Annotated in this window: 13 protein-coding genes and 1 pseudogene; 7 read left to right on the top strand and 7 right to left on the bottom strand. The window is 71.3% G+C overall.

Going from position 1 to position 18,814, the window contains the following annotated elements; genetic code table 11:
* Both IY392_RS06655 and IY392_RS06650 read left to right on the top strand, forming a co-directional pair.
* On the top strand, nt 1–1,229 hold a 1,229-nt coding region (locus tag IY392_RS06655; RefSeq protein ID WP_194860812.1), incomplete at its 5' end, for an FAD-binding oxidoreductase.
* 174 nt (nt 1,230–1,403) lie between these two features.
* Nucleotides 1,404–2,633 carry a methyltransferase gene (locus IY392_RS06650; RefSeq protein WP_228549107.1) on the top strand — a complete coding sequence of 410 codons (1,230 nt, stop codon included), beginning with the start codon at nt 1,404–1,406 and terminating at the stop codon, nt 2,631–2,633.
* A gap of 22 nt (nt 2,634–2,655) precedes the next feature.
* Here IY392_RS06650 and IY392_RS06645 read toward each other — a convergent pair whose 3' ends face one another.
* Nucleotides 2,656–2,952, bottom strand: coding sequence for a hypothetical protein (locus tag IY392_RS06645; protein ID WP_194860810.1), 297 nt, complete (start codon nt 2,950–2,952; stop codon nt 2,656–2,658).
* A gap of 156 nt (nt 2,953–3,108) precedes the next feature.
* Between IY392_RS06645 and IY392_RS06640 the strand changes: the two are divergent.
* The 4 genes and pseudogenes from IY392_RS06640 to IY392_RS06625 all read left to right on the top strand — a co-directional run bounded on the left by IY392_RS06640 (nt 3,109) and on the right by IY392_RS06625 (nt 9,347).
* Nucleotides 3,109–4,477, top strand: a pseudogene (locus IY392_RS06640) (cytochrome P450).
* Nucleotides 4,478–4,584: 107 nt separating this feature from the next.
* The gene (locus IY392_RS06635; RefSeq protein WP_194860809.1) at nt 4,585–5,853 is read left to right on the top strand and encodes a S9 family peptidase; all 1,269 of its coding nucleotides are present in this window, start codon (nt 4,585–4,587) and stop codon (nt 5,851–5,853) included.
* A gap of 111 nt (nt 5,854–5,964) precedes the next feature.
* Nucleotides 5,965–7,263, top strand: a complete 1,299-nt coding sequence (locus IY392_RS06630; RefSeq protein ID WP_309234022.1) for a carboxylate--amine ligase — start codon at nt 5,965–5,967, stop codon at nt 7,261–7,263.
* A gap of 95 nt (nt 7,264–7,358) precedes the next feature.
* Nucleotides 7,359–9,347 (top strand): hypothetical protein, encoded by a 1,989-nt coding sequence (locus IY392_RS06625; protein ID WP_194860808.1) that lies wholly within the window; start codon nt 7,359–7,361, stop codon nt 9,345–9,347.
* A 254-nt stretch (nt 9,348–9,601) separates the two neighbouring features.
* Here IY392_RS06625 and IY392_RS06620 read toward each other — a convergent pair whose 3' ends face one another.
* The 5 genes from IY392_RS06620 to IY392_RS06600 form a co-directional block, all read right to left on the bottom strand.
* Nucleotides 9,602–10,501: an ABC transporter ATP-binding protein gene (locus IY392_RS06620; RefSeq protein WP_194860807.1), complete on the bottom strand. Its 900-nt coding sequence runs from the start codon at nt 10,499–10,501 to the stop codon at nt 9,602–9,604.
* A complete protein-coding gene (locus IY392_RS06615) occupies nt 10,498–11,607 on the bottom strand; it encodes an iron chelate uptake ABC transporter family permease subunit (RefSeq protein ID WP_228549106.1) in 1,110 nt (369 codons plus the stop codon). The genes IY392_RS06620 and IY392_RS06615 overlap by 4 nt, the downstream gene beginning before the upstream one ends.
* Nucleotides 11,607–12,608, bottom strand: a complete 1,002-nt coding sequence (locus IY392_RS06610; RefSeq protein WP_194860813.1) for an iron ABC transporter permease — start codon at nt 12,606–12,608, stop codon at nt 11,607–11,609. The genes IY392_RS06615 and IY392_RS06610 overlap by 1 nt, the downstream gene beginning before the upstream one ends.
* 56 nt (nt 12,609–12,664) lie before the next feature.
* Nucleotides 12,665–13,699, bottom strand: a complete 1,035-nt coding sequence (locus IY392_RS06605) for an ABC transporter substrate-binding protein (protein ID WP_107756871.1) — start codon at nt 13,697–13,699, stop codon at nt 12,665–12,667.
* A gap of 143 nt (nt 13,700–13,842) precedes the next feature.
* Nucleotides 13,843–14,730: an AraC family transcriptional regulator gene (locus IY392_RS06600; RefSeq protein ID WP_228549105.1), complete on the bottom strand. Its 888-nt coding sequence runs from the start codon at nt 14,728–14,730 to the stop codon at nt 13,843–13,845.
* 181 nt (nt 14,731–14,911) lie between these two features.
* Between IY392_RS06600 and IY392_RS06595 the strand changes: the two genes are divergently transcribed.
* Nucleotides 14,912–16,465 (top strand): MDR family MFS transporter, encoded by a 1,554-nt coding sequence (locus IY392_RS06595; protein WP_194860805.1) that lies wholly within the window; start codon nt 14,912–14,914, stop codon nt 16,463–16,465.
* 13 nt (nt 16,466–16,478) lie between these two features.
* On the opposite strand, the gene helR is transcribed toward IY392_RS06595, so the two are convergent.
* Nucleotides 16,479–18,749, bottom strand: coding sequence for an RNA polymerase recycling motor ATPase HelR (gene helR / locus IY392_RS06590; protein ID WP_194860804.1), 2,271 nt, complete (start codon nt 18,747–18,749; stop codon nt 16,479–16,481).
* Nucleotides 18,750–18,814: the final 65 nt, after the last annotated feature.

The raw sequence follows: 18,814 nt of genomic DNA, 5'->3' as shown, positions 1-18,814 counted from the left end.
CCGGCGACCGCGACGTCGTGCTCACCCTCCGCGTGGCGGCCGCGCTCGGGCTGCGGGTGGCGGCACAGAACACCGGGCACAACGCGTCCCCGCTCGGGGATCTGTCCCGCACGATCCTCGTGCGCACCGGCGCGCTCACCCGCGTCGACATCGACCCTGACACCCGGGTGGCCCGCGTGGGCGCCGGCGCACGGTGGGGCGACCTCCAGGCGGCCGCCTCGGCCCACGGCCTGCTCGGTGTCGGGGGGTTCTCCTACGACGTCGGCGTGATCGGCCTGGTCCTGGGAGGAGGCCTCGGCTGGCTGGCCCGATCCCATGGACTGGCCGCGTCATGGGTCGTGGGGTGCGACGTGGTGACGAGTGACGGGGTGAGACGACATGTCGACGACGACCACGAGCCCGACCTGTTCCGGGCGGTGCTCCGCGGGGCCGATCTCGCGGTGATCCTCTCGCTCGACATCCGCCTCCACCCCACTCCCGAGCTGACAGCGGGCGCACTGTTCTGGCCCGCCGAGTCCGCACGCGAGATCTTCCGCCTGTGGGCCCACTGGACAGAGCACCTCCCCGAGGAGGTGACCTCCGTGGTGCGGCTGCTGCGCATCCCCGACGCCCCCGGCGTGCCGCCGTTCCTCGCCGGCCGGGACTTCACGGTGGTCGAACTCGTCGCCCAGCTGCCCGGGCCCGAGGTCGACGCCCTGGTCGCCCCGCTACGCGAGGCGTCGCCCGAGATCGACACGATCAGCGCGGCGTCCCCGGACACGCTCGGCGGCCTCCACATGGACCCGCCGGAACCAATGCCGGCCGTCAGCGCGAGCGCCCTGATGCACTCGCTGACCCCGGAGAGCCTCGACGATCTCACGGGCACCCTCGGCTCGGACCTCGCGCGCGGGCTGACCTCCGTCGAACTGCGCGACCTCCGCGGGGCACTCGGCCGTGGGGAGGAGACGGCGGTGTCCCGGGCGCGGGCGCTCATGGTCGCGGTGGCGGTCGCACCGCCGCCCGGCGCCGGTGGCGGGGCGGACCCGCTGGAGGCCGGACGGGCAGGGCTCGACGCGGTGGTGCACGCGCTGGAGCCCGTGACCGTCCCGTCGCAGCTGCGGTCGATGGCCGAGACCCGCGTCGATCCCCGACGCCTGTGGGGAGAGGGCCTCACCGAACTGCGTGAGCTGAAGCACCGGTGGGACCCGTCGGACCGCATCCACGCGAACCATTCCGTCCTCGACGGGTAGCGCCGGCCGTCGGATCCGAGCAGGGGAGGCGTCGCGAGGCGGACGATGGCTCCGCGCGGGCGCGTGGCACTGGGATACTGGGTGGGCCCCGGCTCCACCGGCCCGGGGCACCGCACTCCGCGCAGCCTCCCGTCCCTCTTCGCGACGGGTGAGCCGCCCGTCCTAAGGACTCCGTTGCTCCCACAGCCCACGCCCGACGCCACCACGACGACGGTCACGTGGAACGAGGACGGCACGCCCCGGACCGCGTTCTGGCGCTCCGAGAACGGTGCACCGCCGCCGACCGGGATCGTCGTGATCACCGACGACATCGCCGCCGACAAGGCGCTCCGAATCGCCCGGAGAGGCTCCAGCCTGCTGTGGCGGGGAGACTTCCAGAACGCGCGGCAGCTCATGCGCGCACTCGATCGGCGGCTGACCAAGCGGGCGTCCCGCTCACCGCAGTCCACCGACGCGGGAGAGGTCTTCCTCGCCAACCGGAACGCCCGTGCCCAGCGCGCGGCGGTCCTCGGCAGGATCCTCATCCCTCTGGAAGCCGACTACGCGATCCGGCTACGCCGAGCGCCCGACGCGCGCGAGGCCTGTGCGCACGCCTACGGGCGGCCGGCCGCCCAGACCACCGACGAGTCGACCGATCTCATCGGGGAGACGCTTGTGTCGCTGCCCGAGCTCCTCGGCGTGATCAGCGCCTACGAATGGCACCGCACCGGCATCGAGGTCGCCGCGCTGGGCGCGCGGATCCATCCCGCCCACGGCGTGTTCGCCCCCACCCGCGACGAGTACCTCGACCTGGTCGCCGACACCCCCTGGCCGCAGGGCATCGACCACCCCGTCGTGTGGGACATCGGCACCGGGACCGGGGTGCTCGCCGCGGTGCTGGCCCGGCGCGGCGCACGGGAGGTGGTCGCGACCGACATCAACCCGCGGGCCGTGCAGTGCGCCCGGGACAACGTGGATCGGCTGGGGTTGGCGGGCCGGGTCACCGTGGTGCAGGCCGACCTGTGGCCCTATGTCTACGACGAGGCGGACGACGGCGAGGCGGGCGATACTCCGCGGGCCGACATGGTGGTGTGCAATCCGCCGTGGATCCCCGGTCGCCCGACCTCGGCCCTGGAGCAGGGGATCTACGACCCTGACTCGGACGTGCTGCACCGCTTCCTCAGCGGGCTCGCCGATAATCTTTCGCCGCGGGGCGAGGGATGGCTGATCCTGTCCGACCTCGCCGACCACCTGGGCCTGCGCACCCGCGATGACCTGCTCAACCGCATCGATGCGGCCGGGCTGACCGTGGTCGGGACGAGTGAAACGACACCTCGGCATCCACGCGCCGCCGACAGTGCCGATCCGCTGCACTCGGCTCGGTCGAAGGAGCGCACCATCCTGTGGCGGCTGGGGCGAGGCTGAGCAGCTAGTCGGCTCGGCTCACCTAGCGGGGCCGGCGCCCGCCGAATGCCCAGACCAGGGCATGCGCCGCGAGCAACGGGATGATGAGCACCACCGCGCCCCAGCCCGTGGTGGCGACGGGCATCCAGTCGTCCCACGATGCGCGCATGGCACCGAGGAAGTCCCCGCGCTCGGAATCGGACTGGTCGGACTCCGCCGGCGCTGGCGAACCGTGCCCGGCGTCGGCGCCCCAGGGATCGGCGAAGAGCCCTGCCACGTCCGCGCCATCCGCCGCGACGTGGAAGTCGGTGGGGCGCGGGGACTGCGACGCGGAGTGCATATCCGGGATTCGATGCCGGGGTCGCGGCGGATTGGGGGCGGTGTCGATCGGTTGGGGGAGGTCCTCGTCGTCGTACCAACTGCGGCCACCACCGCATTTCCGGCACGTAGGCTGAACGGCGCCCCGCACGCCACCCGAGGCCGAGGATGCGACGCCATGGACAGCACGACGGACAGGTCGGTTCCCGCCGCGTCCGCAACACGCCTGACCGCCGACGACCGCGCACCCCTGCTCCCGCCCGGGCCCTCGCTGCCCAGGTCGGTCCAGGGCGTGGGCTTCGGCCTCGCCCGGCGCAGAGTGCTCCAGCGGCTTCAGGCGAGATACGGCGACGCCGTCACCGTGCACCTGCCGATCTACGGGCGTGCGGTGGTGATCTCGGACCCCGCGCTGGCCAAGGCGCTGTTCACCGCCCCCCAGGAGTCGCTGACCAACATCGACCCCAATCTGGGACGGGTGCTGGGGGAGCAGTCGATGTTCGCGATCGAGGGCACCGACCACCGTCGGCACCGCAAGCTGCTCACACCGCCCCTGCACGGCAGGCGCATCACGGGCTACGAGGCGGTCGTCGAGGAGGAGACCCGGCGCGAACTCGGCTCGTGGGTGGTCGACCGGCCGTTCGCCTCCCTGCCGTCGATGACCCGCATCACACTGGACATCATCATCCGGACGGTGTTCGGCGCGCGGGACGACGAGCTCGTCACGCTGCGCCGCGTCATCCCGCCCATGGTGGAGGCCGGTTCGGCGGTGGTCATCACCCCGGAACTGCCGGTGCGCGTGGGCGCTGTGGCGGTGGGGTCGGTGGGCCCGCGCGCTCGGTTCGCCCGCTACAAGAAGGTCTACGACGACGCGATCACCGCCCTCATCGCCCGGGGCCGCCGAGACGACCGACTCGACGAGCGCGACGACATCCTGGCGATGATGCTGCAGAGCACCTACGACGACGGCTCGTCCATGACGGACGAGGAGATCCGCGACGAGCTCACCGCACTGCTCGTGGCGGGACACGAGACCACCGCGACGACGCTCGCCTGGGCGCTGGAGCGGCTCAGCCGCAACCCCGCGGTGCTGGACGAGCTGGTCGCCGAGGTCGACGACGGGGGAGCCGGCTACCGGCACGCGACGATCCTGGAGGTGCAGCGCAGCCGGGCCGGTCATCGATCTCGCCGGGCGCCACGTGCAGGCGCCGCACCTCGACCTGGGCCCGTGGCGCATCCCGCGCGGGTACAACGTGTTGGTCGCGATCTCGCTGCTGCACGACGACAGCGCGCACTTCGCCCAGCCCGAACGTTTCGACCCGACCCGCTTCCTCGACACCACGCCGCCGCCGGCCTGGCTGCCGTTCGGCGGCGGGACCAGGCGGTGCATCGGTGCGGCGTTCGCGACCATGGAGATGGACGTCGTGCTCCGCACTCTGCTGAGCATGTACGAGATCGTCCCGACCACCGATCGCGACGAGAAGTGGCACTCCCGCGGCGTCGCGTTCGCTCCGCACCGAGGAGGGCGGATCACCGTCCGGCGTCGGTGAACCGGCGGCCACAGCATCACGAAGGATTCGCGCCCGTGACAGAGGTGGGGTGAGCGATGATGGTGGATGAGACCAGGGGTGACCAGCGGGAATGGCGAGGTGCGGACATGGCCAGTAACACTCCATCGGATACGACGACCCCTGCCGTGGATGGCGATGGACGCCCCGACGCACCCACCCTCACCGGACTGGCCTTCTCGGACAGTGGATTCGACGGCCAGTTCCTCCGCGTGCTCGACACCATCCCGTCGGGCGGAGCCGACGTCGGCGAGGCGTTCATCACCGCCCGAAAAATCCCAGAAGGGGACAGGGACGCCTGGAACGCCGAGTGGAATGCGCTCGGCGAACGGATCCTCGCGGACGCGGAGGCGAGCCTCGCCGCCGGACACCGGGTGAGCGCGCGTGAGGGATTCCTCCGTGCGGCGACGTACTTCCGTATCTCCGGGGTCTTCATGTACGCGCCCCCGATGGATCCCCGGTTCGTCACGGCGAACGCGCGCCAACGGGACGCCTTCCGCCGAGCGGCCGAGTTGATGGACCATCCCTTCCAGCAGATCGCGGTCCCGTACGAGGGAACCGAACTCGACGGCTACTTCGCGACCCCGCCCGGCCCGGGACCGTTCCCCACGGTGATCCTGGTCGGCGGATACGACGGCACGATGGAGGAGACGTACGTCGCCGGCGGCGTCGCGGCACTGCGGCGCGGTTACGCCGTCCTCATGATGGACGGCCCCGGTCAGGGCGCGGCACTGGTCCAGCGCGACCTGCACTTCCGACACGACTGGGAGGCGGTCGTCACCGCTCAGGTCGACTGGCTGGTCGCCCGTCCCGAGGTCGACGCCACCCGGATCGCGGCGCTGGGCCGCAGCTGGGGCGGGCATCTCGCGCCCCGTGCCGCCACCGCGGAGCATCGCCTGGCCGCCGTGATCGCCGACGCCCCGCAGTACGCCCCGGGAGCCAACGCCGCGCTGCTGCTCCCCGAGGATCACCGCGACGACCTGGCCACCGGGGAGGCCGACGACGACCTCAACGCGGCGGTCCGCGCCGGGATGGCGCAGTCGCCGGGACTGGCCTTCTCCGTGGGGCGGGGGATGCTCACGCACGGATGCGCGACCCCCGTCGACTACCTGCGAGACCTGACGCAGTTCACCCTGGACGGCATCGCGGACCGCATCGACTGCCCCGTGCTGCTGACCGTAGGCCAGAACGACCCGCGCGTCGTCGACGCACAGAGGTTTTTCGACGCCCTCACCGCGCCCAAGACGATGATCGTGTTCACCAACGCCGAGGGCGCCGGCGAACACGACGAAGCGGGGGCGGCAGCGTTGTTCAGCCAGCGCGCGTTCGACTGGCTCGACACGGTGATACGTCGGTAGGCCCGGCGGTCCACCTCACCTGGGCGGCCGGCGTCCCCGGCACGTGCCGCTCCCTCTTGGGTAGGTTGGTGGCCCACCAGCCCGCGCCCCGACCCAGGAGGCAGTTACCGCGTGCAGATCTCCACAGCAGACACGACCACCAGTGCGGCGGACAGGAGTTCGCTGGCGACCCAGGACGGCAACGAGTCGCGACGCGACCCCTCCAAGGGCTACGTGGCGCTGCTCGGCTGGGCACCGAACGCGGTCGACGCGGTGGACCGGTTCGACCGCCGCTACGTGGTGGTGGCGCCGGACTGGGCCGAGGACTACTGCCGGCAGCACAACATCCCGTTCGTCCCCTGGAACTTCGAGCGACTCAACGACCGGTCCATGGAGATCGCCGAGACCCTCAAGGACATGGGCGTCGACGTGGCGATCCCGCTGTTCGAGGAGACCGTGGAGTGGGCGGGGGCCATCAACTCCATGCTCATGGACAACCCCACCCTGTACGGCCAGTCGCTGCTGCTGCGGGACAAGGCGCTGATGAAGCGCCGCGCCCAGCTCGGCGGGATCCGCGTGGGGATCTTCGAGGAGGCCCACGAGCGCGACGACGTGATCCGCTTTCTCAAGCGCGTCAACCAGACCCTGCTCAAGCTCGACGGCGACCCCAACGACCCCATCCACCTCAAGGCCTTCGACAAGGCCGGCTGCCTGGGGCACCGCGTCATCCGCACCCCGGACGAGGTCGACACGATCCCGGACGAGGAGTTCCCGGTCCTCATGGAGTCCCACCTCGACGGCTGGGAGTTCGCGGTGGAGGCCTGGATCCACAACGGGAAGATCGTCTTTCTCAACATCTCCGAATACGTGACCCTGGGCTACTCGGTGTTCGTGCCGGCCTCGCCGGAGCTGGAGCGCTACCGCCCGGAGATCACGCGGCAGATCGAGAAGCTCATCAAGACCTTCGACATCAAGTTCGGGTTCGTGCACCCCGAGTACTTCGTCACCAGCGACGGCGAGATGTACTTCGGCGAGGTGGCCTACCGCCCGCCGGGGTTCAAGGTCTTCGAGCTGCTCGAGCGTGCCTATGGCTTCAACGCCTACCAGGGCCTGGTGCTCTCGTTCGACCCCAAGACCACCGAGGAGGAGATCACGTCGTTCTTCCCGCGCGAGGTCGTCGACGCCACCGGTCACGCGGGCTGCTTCGGCGTCTACCCGCGGCGGCGCGTGGTCTCCACGCTCGAGATCCCGGAGGAGACCGAGGACCACGAGTACTTCGAATCCCACGAGCTCACCGCACCGCTCGAGGAGACCGTCACCAAGCGGACCGCCTTCGGCACCCACTGGGGGCTGGTCTACTTCTTCGGCGACGACGCCTACGAGATGCGGACCCTCCTGGCGCGCCAGGAGGAACTCGACTTCTACGTGTGACGGCCATCCGGTCCGACGACGTGGGTACGGTACCGAGGGCGGGCACCGTCGCCCGTGGATGTGGAGAGTGACACCAAGTGGCCGACGATGAGCCAGTGGCCGACGATGCGCCCACCGCGACGCGAGTGCTCGACAAGCGGGTGGCCTCGCTCGTCGACGCGACCAGGGCCCTCGCCGAGGCAGGAGACGTCGGCAAGACCACGCCGAAGCGGCGCGTGCTCGACGGCCTGCGCCTGGTCCTGCTCCAGGACGGCGGTGCCCGGGCCGTGCAGTCGATGGCCCGGGAACTCGAGTCCGCCGGACTGTACGAGGGGACGGACTGGGCATCGCCGAGTTCACTGGTCCCGGCGCTGAGCACGGGGTCGCTCCGCAGCCCCAACGCCGACACGGCCGTGATGGAGATCGTCAGCGACCTGCGTCTGGCCGCGGTGGCCCGGGGAGACTACCCGCACCCCGATGTGTCGGCCGAGCAGGCCCTCCAGCACCTCAAGGAGGTCCTGGCCACCAACGCCGCGTTGCTGTTCACGGCGGCCACCGAGGCCGAACGGGTGCAACAGGGCCGGATGGCCAAGGTGACCCGCACGTCGTTGGCGCACATCGCCGGCGAGATCGGCTACGACAGCGTCCTGGACCAGCTGGTCGAGGAGATCTGGCGGATCCTGCGCCAACGCCCGATCCAGGTCGACCACATCAAGGAGACCATCACCCAGCTCGCGGTGGCACGCCACGACCCCGAGGTGGACACCAGCAGCGGTGGCTTCGGCGTCGACCGGCTGATCAGCAGCATCTACGGCACCACCGAGGCCAGCCGGGAGGACCCCGGGGTGGACGTCTACCGCTCCCGCCTGGAGTCCATGGACGAGGGGGCCCTGCAGTACGAGGCCGCCGGGTTCGCGCGGTCCATGCACGACACGGGCCTGGTCTCGGCGTACCACCCCGTCCTGCTGCGGTTCCTCCGCGAGAAGGGCAGCTTCCTGCTCAGCGAGGCCCTCGGCCTGTCGAGCACCGGTCGCGAGAGCCTGCTGTGCTTCCACGGCCTGGTCGATGCGCTGATCGACGCCGCCGTCCATCCCGAGACCGCTCAGTCGGTCTACGGACTGGCGTTGTTGCTCGAGCGCGGCATCCTCTTCCAGCCGGCCGTCGGGCCCGCGCTGTGGCGGCTGCTGGCTCTACCGCTGTCCGACTACGCGAACGAGCGTCTGGCGCTGGCCTACGGTCCGGCCCGGCCGGGACGGATCTGGCTGCTGGCCGGGACCCTGTCGATGCTCGGCCAGCCGCTCGGCGTGGGGCAGGGCGACAACCCCACCTGCCAGTCCGCCCGCGCACTGTCGATGTGGGCGTACAACGATCCCGACTACCTGCTGCAGACCATCGCGTGGGCGGCGCGGGACAACGAGGTGGTCATGCACTTCGAGGGCCGGCCCCTGTCCTCCCGCGAGCTCGAGGCGGGCCTGGCGGAGACCCTGCCCGTGGACCTCGACCCGGTGTCGCTTCTGGTGGTGCCGCACCTGGACCGCATCTACGCGGAGATGGGCCGGCTGTGCAGCGATCGCGCGGGCGACCCGCATCGCTGGGTCAACCCCGAGTTCCACGGTTGGTGGGCTTCTCGCGGATTCCGCATCAACGTGGACGTTGAGTCCGGCCGGCTCACCGACCTCGAGGACTTCGTGCGGCACTTCTACGGCAGCTACCACCCGTTCCACAACGGGAACCAACCCCTGATCCACCCGCAACCCGCCGGCGTCGCCGTCACCGACAGCTCGGGCCGGTTCGTGGGCTGGCACGCCATCACGATCCTGCGGGTCGCGCTGGACCCCGACGAGACCATGCGCGTCTACTTCTTCAACCCCAACAACGACAGCGGCCAGGACTGGGGCAACGGCGTGGTGGTGAGCACCGCCGGCAGCGGGGAGCGGTTCGGCGAGTCGTCGCTGCCGTTCGAGGAGTTCCTCTCCCGCCTGTACATCTTCCACTTCGACGCCCTGGAGCCGGGTGAGACCGACACCGTCTCCGCCGAGGAGGTCGCCCGGGTGACCGACCTGATCCACGGGAGTTGGGGCGCGGATCGGTTGCCCGAGATCTGAGGCCGCTGTGGCTCGCGGTGCTGGTGTGAGCCTTGAGGGCCCCGTGCCGGCCGCCCGGCTCCGGGGGCGGGCGCCTCGGTGGCGTGCTCCCGGACTTGCGTGTCCGGAATGGACCATTCAGGGCGCATAAGTGGGGTGAGGGCGTGCCAAGGGGGCGCGCAAGCCGGAGAGGGCGCGCAACCCCCGCGGTGAGGTCGTGCCAGGGGGCGCGCAAGCCGGAGAGGGCGCGCAACCCCGCGCTCACGCCTGACCGCTCACGCCTGACCGCTCGTGCCCTGCCCGCTCATCGCCCCGTGCTCACCAGGACCCCCGTGCTCACCGGGACCCCCGTGCTCACCAGGACCACCGTTCCCATCGCGGACCCCGTGCCGCCCGAGCGGCAGCATCAGCGGCCGGCCGGACGTGGGGTCGGGGATCACCACCGAGTCGAGCCCGAACACCGCGCTCACCATCTCGGTGGTGAACACCTCCTGGGGCGCGCCCGCGCAGTGCACCCGCCCGCCGGCCAGCGCCACCAGGTGGTCGGCATAGCGGGCGGCCAGGTTGAGGTCGTGCAGGACCATGACGATGGTGGTGCCGCGGTCGCGGTTGAGGTCCACCAGTAGGTCCAGCACCTCCACCTGGTGGGCCACGTCGAGGAACGTGGTGGGCTCGTCGAGCAGCAGCAGGTCGGTGTGCTGGGCCAGGGCCATGGCGATCCAGACGCGCTGGCGCTGTCCGCCGGACAACTCGTCCACGGCCCGGTCGGCGAGCTCGAGGGTGCCGGTGGCCTCGAGTGCGGCGGCCACGGCCTCGTCGTCGTCCCGGCTCCACCGCGACAGCATCCCCTGATGAGGGTTCCGCCCGCGGCCCACCAGGTCGGAGACGGTGATCCCCTCCGGAGCGAGGGGGGACTGGGGGAGCAGCCCCAGCGTGCGGGCCAGTTTCTTGGCGGGGATGCGGTGCACCTGCTCACCGTCCAGGAGAACCTGCCCGCCGCGGGGCCTGAGCAGCCGGGACATCGACCTGAGCAGAGTGGATTTGCCGCAGGCATTTGCCCCGACGATCGCGGTGATCCGCCCCGGTGGCACCTGCAGGTCCAGGTCCTGGATGACGGTGCGGTCGCGGTACCCCAGGTCGAGGCCGGTCGCGTGGAGGGAGTGGTCGGTGGTCACAGTGCGCCTCCGGTGCGATTATTGCGGGCGATCAGGTAGATGAGGTACGGCGCGCCGAGCACCCCGGTGATGACGCCCACCGGGTAGCGGGAGCCGAAGGCGTACTGGCCCACCAGGTCCGCGCCGAGCACCAGGATCACGCCCACCAGCGCCGCCGGCACGAGTGGGGAGCCGTGCGGGCCCACGAGCCGCGCGGCGATGGGCCCGGACAGGAACGCCACGAACGCGATGGGCCCGGCGGCCGCGGTGGCGAAGGCGATCAGGCCGACCGCGGCCACGATGAGCATGATCCGGGTGAGCTCGGTGCGCACGCCGAGTGCGGAGGCGGTGTCGTCGCCCAGCCGCAGCATGGACAGATCGCGGGATTTGAGCAGCAGCACCGGGGCGAACACGAGGCACGCCACCAGCACCGGCTGCACCTGGGGCCACGAGGCACCGTTGAGGCTGCCGGTGATCCAGCGCATGGCCTCCTGCAGCTCCCACTGCGGCGCGGTCTTGAGGATGTAGTTGGTGGCCGCGTTGAGCATGGCCGCGGTGCCGATGCCGATCAGCACCAGCCGCGTGCCCACCACCCCGCCGCGGTAGGCCAGCAGGTAGATGGCCAGGGCCACGGCGATGCCCGTGACGATCGCGAACGCCGAGACCTGCGCGCCGCCCAGACCCAGGATGACGATCGCGAACGCCGCCGCCGCGCTGGCGCCGGAGCTGATGCCGATGATGTCCGGGGAGGCCAGTGGGTTGCGCAGCATGGTCTGGAAGGTCACGCCGCCGATGCCGAAGCAGACGCCGGTGAGTATCGCGAGCACCGCGCGTGGCAGGCGCAGTCGCCCGACGGTGAACGAGGCGCCGGCCACGTCGTGGCCCAGGATCACGCCCAGCACGTCGGCCGGGGGATAGAACGTCCTGCCCACCATGAGGCTGGCGGCGAACAGCGCCGCGGCGACCAGGGCGAGCGCGGTCAGGACGAGCAGCCGCCGACGCCTGCGGGTGCGGCGACCGCGGGCGATCAGCGCGACGGACGCCGGGCGGGCCGTGGACACAGCGCCGGTGGTCAGGGAGCCCGTGGCCGGAGAGTTCGAGGTCGCGGCGTTGCTCGTCGTCGTCATCACACCTCCCGGATCTTCTGGCGGCGGACGATCGCGATGAAGATCGGGGCGCCCACCAGCGCGGTGATGATCCCCACGTCGATCTCCGCCGGCCGGGCCACCACGCGGCCGAGGACGTCGGAGGCGGTGACGAGGACGGCCCCGACGAGCGCGGTGAACGGCAGCAGCCAGCGGTGGTCCACGCCAACGAGCAGGCGGCAGGTGTGGGGGACGATGAGTCCCACGAAGGCGATGGGCCCGGCCACGGCGGTCGCGGCGCCGCACAGCAGCACCGACCCGAGCGCGCCCACGGCCCTGGTGAGGACCACGCGTTCGCCGAGTCCCGCGGCCAGGTCGTCGCCCAGGGCCAACGAGTTCAGTGGACGAGCGGCGAAGAAGCAGATGAGCGCGCCCACCACGAGGAACGGCAGTACCTGCTCGATCGCCTCGGTGCTCGCCCCGCCGACGCCGCCGACCTGCCAGGCACGCACGCCGCCGGCGATGTCCCCGCGCGGCAGCACGACCGCGCTGACGAAGGAGGTGGCCGCCGCCGAGGTGGCCGCGCCGGCCAGGACGAGTTTGAGCGGGGTGGCCCCGCCGCGCCCGAGGGAGCCGACCGTGTAGACGAACACCGCCGCGATCCCGGCGCCGATGATCGCGGCCCAGATGTACCCGGTGTAGGTCCACAGCCCGAAGTACGCGATCCCCACCACGACGGCCAGCGAGGCACCCATGGTCACGCCCAGGATGCTCGGATCCGCGAGCGGGTTGCGGGTCACGCCCTGCATCACCGCGCCGGCCAGGCCCAGCGCCGCGCCGACGAGCATCGCCATGATGGTGCGGGAGATGCGCTTGACCACCGACGCCTCGCCGAGGCCGTCGGTGGAGCCGCCCAGCGCGGCGAGGATCTCGTCGAGGGAGACCGTGCGGGAGCCGATGGACACCGAGGCGATGACGACGACGACGAGGACGGCGATCGTCACCAGGAGCCACGCCACGCGTACCCGCGCCGGGCGCCGCAGCGTCCTGACAGCGGACGTGGCGGCACCCGGCGCGGACGGGGCGGTGGTGTGGGGACTCACTCGCGGGTGCCGACGGCCTCCGCCAGCTGCGCCACGTAGTCGTCGAGCACCCACGAGATGGCCAGCGGGGTGGGGTTGGCGGCGGTGCCCATCGGGCCGCTGCCGTCGAGGAACACGATGGCGTCGTTCTTGACCGCCGGCATCTGGGACAGCAGCGGGTCGGACTTCAGGGTGTCGACGAGGCTCTGGTCGCCGTAGGTGACGATCAGCTCGACGTCGTCGAACTGGTCCAGCTGCTCGGCGCTGATGCTGCCGGAGTACTTGCCGCTCGCCGAGGCCTCGGTCACGGCGGCCGGCGTGGCCAGACCCAGGTCCTCGAAGAACGCGGCCCGGGTGTCGGCGGCGGTGTAGAAGTTCACCGTGCTCAGGTCGGACGGGTCGAGGTGGGTGAGGAACATGGTCCGCGTGCCCTCGAGTTCCGGGTGCGCGGCTGCGGCCTCGGCGATCTCGGCGTCGAGCTCGTCGACCAGCGCGTCGCCCTCGGCCGCCATGCCCATCCCCATGGAGTTGAAGCGGATCGTGTCGCGCCACGAGGTGGCCCACGCCTCCTCGGGGTACGCCACGACGGGGGCGATCTCGCTCAGGGTGTCGTAGTCCTCCTGCGTCAGACCGGAGTAGGCGGCGAGGATGACGTCCGGGTCGGTGTCGGCGACGGCCTCGAAGTCGATCCCGTCGGTCTCGTCGAACAGCACGGGGGGCTCGGCGTCGAGTTCCTCGAGTCGCTCCTCCACCCACGGGAGCATGCCGTTGCCGTCGTCGTCACCGAAGGTCGCCGCGGCCATGCCCACCGGGACGACACCCAGGGCGAGCGGCACCTCGTGGTTGGCCCACGCGACGGTGGCCACCCGCTCGGGCGCCTGGTCGATGGTGGTGGTGCCGAGCGCGTGCTCGATCACCACGGGAAACGACCCGGACCCGCCGGCGGCGGTCGCGCCCGTGGACTCGTCGGAGTCGGCGGGAGAGCCACACGCGGACAGCACGAGGGCGGCCGTGGTGGCGATCAGGAAGGGGACAACACCGCGAGAACGCATCAGGGCGGCTCTCTCATTCTGGAGACGATGAACAGGGCAGGACCCACCCGGGCGCCGCGCCGACGTATCCGGCGCGGGCTGACCATTAGGTGAGGCTGGCCTAAGACCTTACGACCGCACCACCGCACGGCGCAATCGCTCGATCAGGACGCCTGGTGTAGCGAATCGGACAGGCTCGCGCTGGTGGTCGGGCCGGGGCCGGGGATGGTGGCGTGGCCGGGGCCGGAAACGGTGGCCGGGCGGAACTGCCCCGGGGTGAGGCCGGTGGTCCGCCGGAAGGCCGCCCCGAACGCGCTCGCCGAGCGGTAGCCCACGCGCACGGCCACCTCGTCGACCGGGACTCCACTACCCAGTAGGACCGACGCGTGCTGGGCGCGGAAGGCCGCCTGCCACGCGCCGAAGCTCAGTCCGGTCTCGGCCCGGAACGCGCGCGTCACGGTCCGTTCGCTCACCCCGAGCCGGGCCGCCCACTCGGTGAGCGACCGGTCGTCACCGGGGTGCGACTCGAGGGCCGCGACGATCGGGCGCAGCAGCTCGGAGTCCGGCCGCTGCACCAACAGCGCGTGGGGTGAGGGTTCGAGGAGGTCGAACACCATCTGCTCCGTGAGCTCCCGCGACCGGGCCCCCAGGGTGTGGTCCACCAGTCGCTCGAGCAACAGGGTGAGCAGCGGCGTCACCTCCACCGCGACGGGCTCGGTCGGCAGTGGCGAGTCGGTGCGGACGTCGACGTGCGCGGTCCGGTACCAGGTGCCCGCCGGGGTGGCCGCGGAGTGCAGGACGCCCGCGGGGATCCACAGTCCGACCGAGGGGGTGATGGACCACGTACGCGCCCCGATGGTCACGGTGGACGCCCCCGACCGGTTCCACAGCAGCTCGTGGGTGGGGTGGGAGTGCGGCTCCCATTCGATGTCGCGGGCCACGAGCTCGTCCATGCCGGTGATCGCGAACGGCATCACCGCGTCGCCCGCCGCGTAGATCGGCAGGGCGCGCGTCTCCACCTCGCCCCGTCGCGCGCTCCTGGTCCCGGTCATGTGTCGATTCTGCCCCACCCGCTCGTCGGCCCACCGACCCGCTCGCGCACGCGCCGCCGTAATGGTGGTCACATCAGCAAGCCTGTCGGAGATCCTGGCGTACAGTGCGGGAGTTCCCGTGCGCGCCGTGAGGCCTCGCCGGGTTTACCTTTGTCTCGACCCGTAATGTCTAAGGATTCCCGTGACGACTGAGTCATCCTCCACTGCCTTTTCCCGGGCCCAGCCTGACCCGGGCCAGCCCGATCCCCCGCAGCCCGATCCTGCCCAGCCCGGCCCGGCGCTGGGCTCCCCGCCGCTGCCGGCCGCCACCACGAGGCTGATCGCACTGCTCGTGGCCGCGGCGTTCGTGGTGATCCTCAACGAGACCATCATGTCGGTCGCGATCCCCGAGCTGATGGGGGAGTTCGCGGTCGCCGCGGCCACCGCCCAGTGGCTCACCACCGCGTTCATGCTCACCATGGCCGTGGTCATCCCGTTCACCGGGTGGATGCTCATGCGGCTACCGCTGCGGACGGTGTTCATCATCGCCATGACGACCTTCACCCTCGGCACCCTGCTGGCGTCGCTGGCCCCGGTGTTCGTGGTCCTGGTCGCCGGCCGGGTGGTGCAGGCCGTGGGTACCGCGATCATGATCCCGCTGCTCATGACCACCGTGCTCAACGTGGTGCCCGCGGACCGTCGCGGCCGCACCATGGGCGTGATCTCCATCGTGATCGCGGTGGCCCCGGCCATCGGCCCCACCGTCGGTGGCCTGGTGCTCGACGTGCTGAGCTGGCGCTGGATGTTCTGGTTCGTCCTGCCCATCGGCCTGCTCGCACTGGTGGCCGGAGCCACGCTGATCCGGAACGTCACCGCCACCCGCCCGATCCCGCTCGACATCCTCTCCGGCGTGCTCTCGGCCGTCGGCTTCGCGGGCCTGATCTTCGGCCTGAGCTCCTTCGGTGAAGCCGCCAACGACAACGCGCTGGTGTCCCCGTGGGTGCCCGTCCTCGTGGGCGTGGCCGCACTGGCGGTGTTCGTCTGGCGGCAGCTCTCGCTCAAGGACTACGCGCTCCTCGACGTGCGCGCCTTCGCCTTCCGCACCTTCACCGTCAGCCTCACGCTCATGTTGCTGTCCATGATGGCGCTGTTCGGCACCCTCATCCTGCTGCCGCTGTACATGCAGCAGATCCTGGGCACCACCACCCTCGAGTCCGGCCTCGCGCTGCTGCCCGGCGGTCTGCTCATGGGTGTGCTCGGGTGGTTCGTCGGTCGACTCTTCGACCGCATCGGACCGCGCCCGCTGATCATCCCGGGCTCGATCCTGGCGGCCGCCGGCTTGTGGGGCATGTACCTCTTCTTCTCGGCGGAGTCGTCGCTGGTCATCGTCGTCGTGTGGCACATGGTGCTCAGCGTGGGCCTGGCGCTGCTGTTCTCGCCGCTTCTCACCTCGGCGTTGGGGTCCCTGCCGCCGCACCTGTACCCGCACGGCTCCGCTCTGCTCAACACGCTGCAGCAGGTGGCCGCGGCCGCGGGCACGGCGCTGTTCATCACCGTCATGACGCTGGGCATCGTGGCCGGCGCCGAGTCCGGACAGGGCGACGTGGCCGCGCAGATGACCGGCGTCCACAACGCGCTGGTGGTGGGCGCGATCATCTCGCTCATCACCGTGGTGGGCGCGTGGTTCGTCCGCAACACCGCGCAGACCGAGGGGCCGGCGGTGACGGCCGCGGAGGAGGAGCAGATCTCGCCGTGACCGGCCGGGTCCGCTATCGGGTGAGGACCGTGAGCGACCGCGTCGCCCGGGTCATCGCGACGTAGCGGTCGACCGCGTCGATCACGCCCGCGTCGGTCGCACCCGCACCGGTCGTGCCCACTCCGATCGCGCCGGCGCCGATCTCGCCGGTACCGGCGGCGCCCGGATCGACCAGTACGACCAGGTCGAACTCGAGCCCCTTGGCGGTGGCCGCGGTCAGTGATCGGACGCGGTCGCTCGCCGGCACCTCGCTCGCTGGCACCCCGCTCGCCGGGAAGTCGTCGCCGTGAGCGCCGGTCGCGGTGATCACGCAGGCCACGCCCTCCGGGTTCGACTCGAGCCACGCCTCGAGCACGTTCCGCAGATCGCCGACGCGGCCGTACGCGACCGGCTCGCCGCTGCTGCGGACCGAGACCGGCACGTTCGCGTCGGGGCGCACCGCCCTGATCACCGGGGCGGCGGCCTCCATCACCTCAGACGGGGTGCGGTAGTTGATGGTCAGGTGGACCGTGTCGACCCGGCCGGGGGACAGGCCGACCCGCTCCAGCCGCTCGGGCCAGGACTCCGCGAAGTCGTGCCTCGCCTGGGCGCGATCGCCGACCACCGTGAGGTGCCCGGACGGGCAGCGGCGCAGGATCATCTGCCACTCGGCGTCCGAGAGCTCCTGCGCTTCATCCACGATGATGTGCGCGAAGGTGCCGGCCAGGCGGGCGGCGTCGGTGGTCGTCGCGTCGTCGTCGGGGGCCTGGTCGAGCAGCGCCTCCTGCAGGTCGCGGTGACGCAGCATGGGCGCCACCCCCTCGGGATCGTCATCGGCCGCGATCACCTCGTCGATCACCGACCTCCGCCGCTGCAGTTCGGCCGCGCGCTCGGCATGCCGGCGCCGTCGTCTCGTGTCCCGGTCGGCATCCCCCAGCTGGTGCCGCGCCGCATCGAGAAGGGGGAGGTCCGATCGCGTCCAGGCAGCGGGCTCGTCCCGGCGGAGCACGCGGGCCTGCTCTGAGCTGAGCCAGGGCGCGCACAGGCGCAGGTAGGCCGGAACGGTCCACAGATCACCCACCAGCTCCGCCGCGTCGATCATCGGCCACGCGCGGTGGAGCTCGCGGCGCAGGTCGGCGTTCGCCAGTAGCTCCGCCCGCAGAACCGCCTCGGGAACGCCGGCGTCGGACTTCTCCAGGAGAATCTCGACCAGGGTCTGGAGGATCTCGTGCCGGGCCTCGTTGTGGGGCGTGCCGTCCTCGGGGGAGGCGAAGGCCTCGGCCCAGTCGCCCGGTGTCAGCTCGAGGTCGATCCACTCTGTCTGGACCCGAATCGGCTGCTCGGGAGGCTGCTCGTAGAAGCGCACGGCCGCCTCGATCGCCCGGACCATCGGCATCCCCGACTTGAGGCGGGCGGCCTCGGGATCGGGTTCCTCGCCGACGCCCGGAGCGGGGATGTCGGGAACCAGGTCGGCGAGCGTGGCCGTCTGCACACTGTGCTCACCGAGGGCCGGAAGGACATCCGCGACGTAGTCCAGGTACGGGCGGTGCGGGCCCACCAGTAGTAGGTGTCCGCGCCGCAGTCCGAGGCGAGATTCCGAGTGCAGCAGGTATGCCGCCCGGTGCAGCGCCGCCACCGTCTTGCCCGTCCCCGGACCGCCGTCCACCACGAGTGCGCCCGACGAGTCCGCGCGGATGATCGCGTCCTGGTCGGCCTGGATCGTGGTGAGTACGTCGTGCATCCGGCCGGTCCGTGCCCGGCCGAGGCTCGCGACGAACGCCGAGTGGTCGTCCAGGGCGGTGTGGGTGCCCACCTCGTCGTCGTCAAGAACCTCGTCCCAGTAGTCGATGATGCGCCCGCCCGACCACCTGTACCTCCGCCGGTATCTCACCCCCATCGGTCGGGCGAGCGTCGCGGCGAAGAACGGCTCGGCGGCCGGTGAGCGCCAGTCCACCAGCAGGGAGGTGCCGGTCGGGTCGGTCAACCCAATGCGGCCCACGTAGAGGGGCTCGACGTCCCCGGCGAGGGCGACGTGCCCGATGCACAGGTCCAGTCCGAACCGGCGTAGGGTGGCGAGTTCGGCGACCAGGCGGCGGATGTCCGCGTCGCGGGTGATGGTCTGGGCACCGGTGCCGGCGGGGTCGCGGCGGCGGGCGGCGAGGCGGGCGGACTGGTCGGTGACCCGCTGCGCAAGGCAGTCCGCGATCGCCGAGAACCGCTGTTCGTCGGCCGCGATCAGCGCCGGATCGGCCTTGGCCCGAAGGCGGTCGGGGAGAGAGAAAATGCTGGTGGTGACGGGTGGCATCGCGCAAGTGTGCACCCGTACCGGGGCCTTGCGGCAAGGCCCCCTACCAGCTATAACTTGGAAGA

Source organism: Dietzia sp. SYD-A1 (assembly GCF_015356725.1).
Lineage (GTDB): Bacteria > Actinomycetota > Actinomycetes > Mycobacteriales > Mycobacteriaceae > Dietzia.
This window is presented reverse-complemented; position numbering and strand designations above follow the sequence as displayed.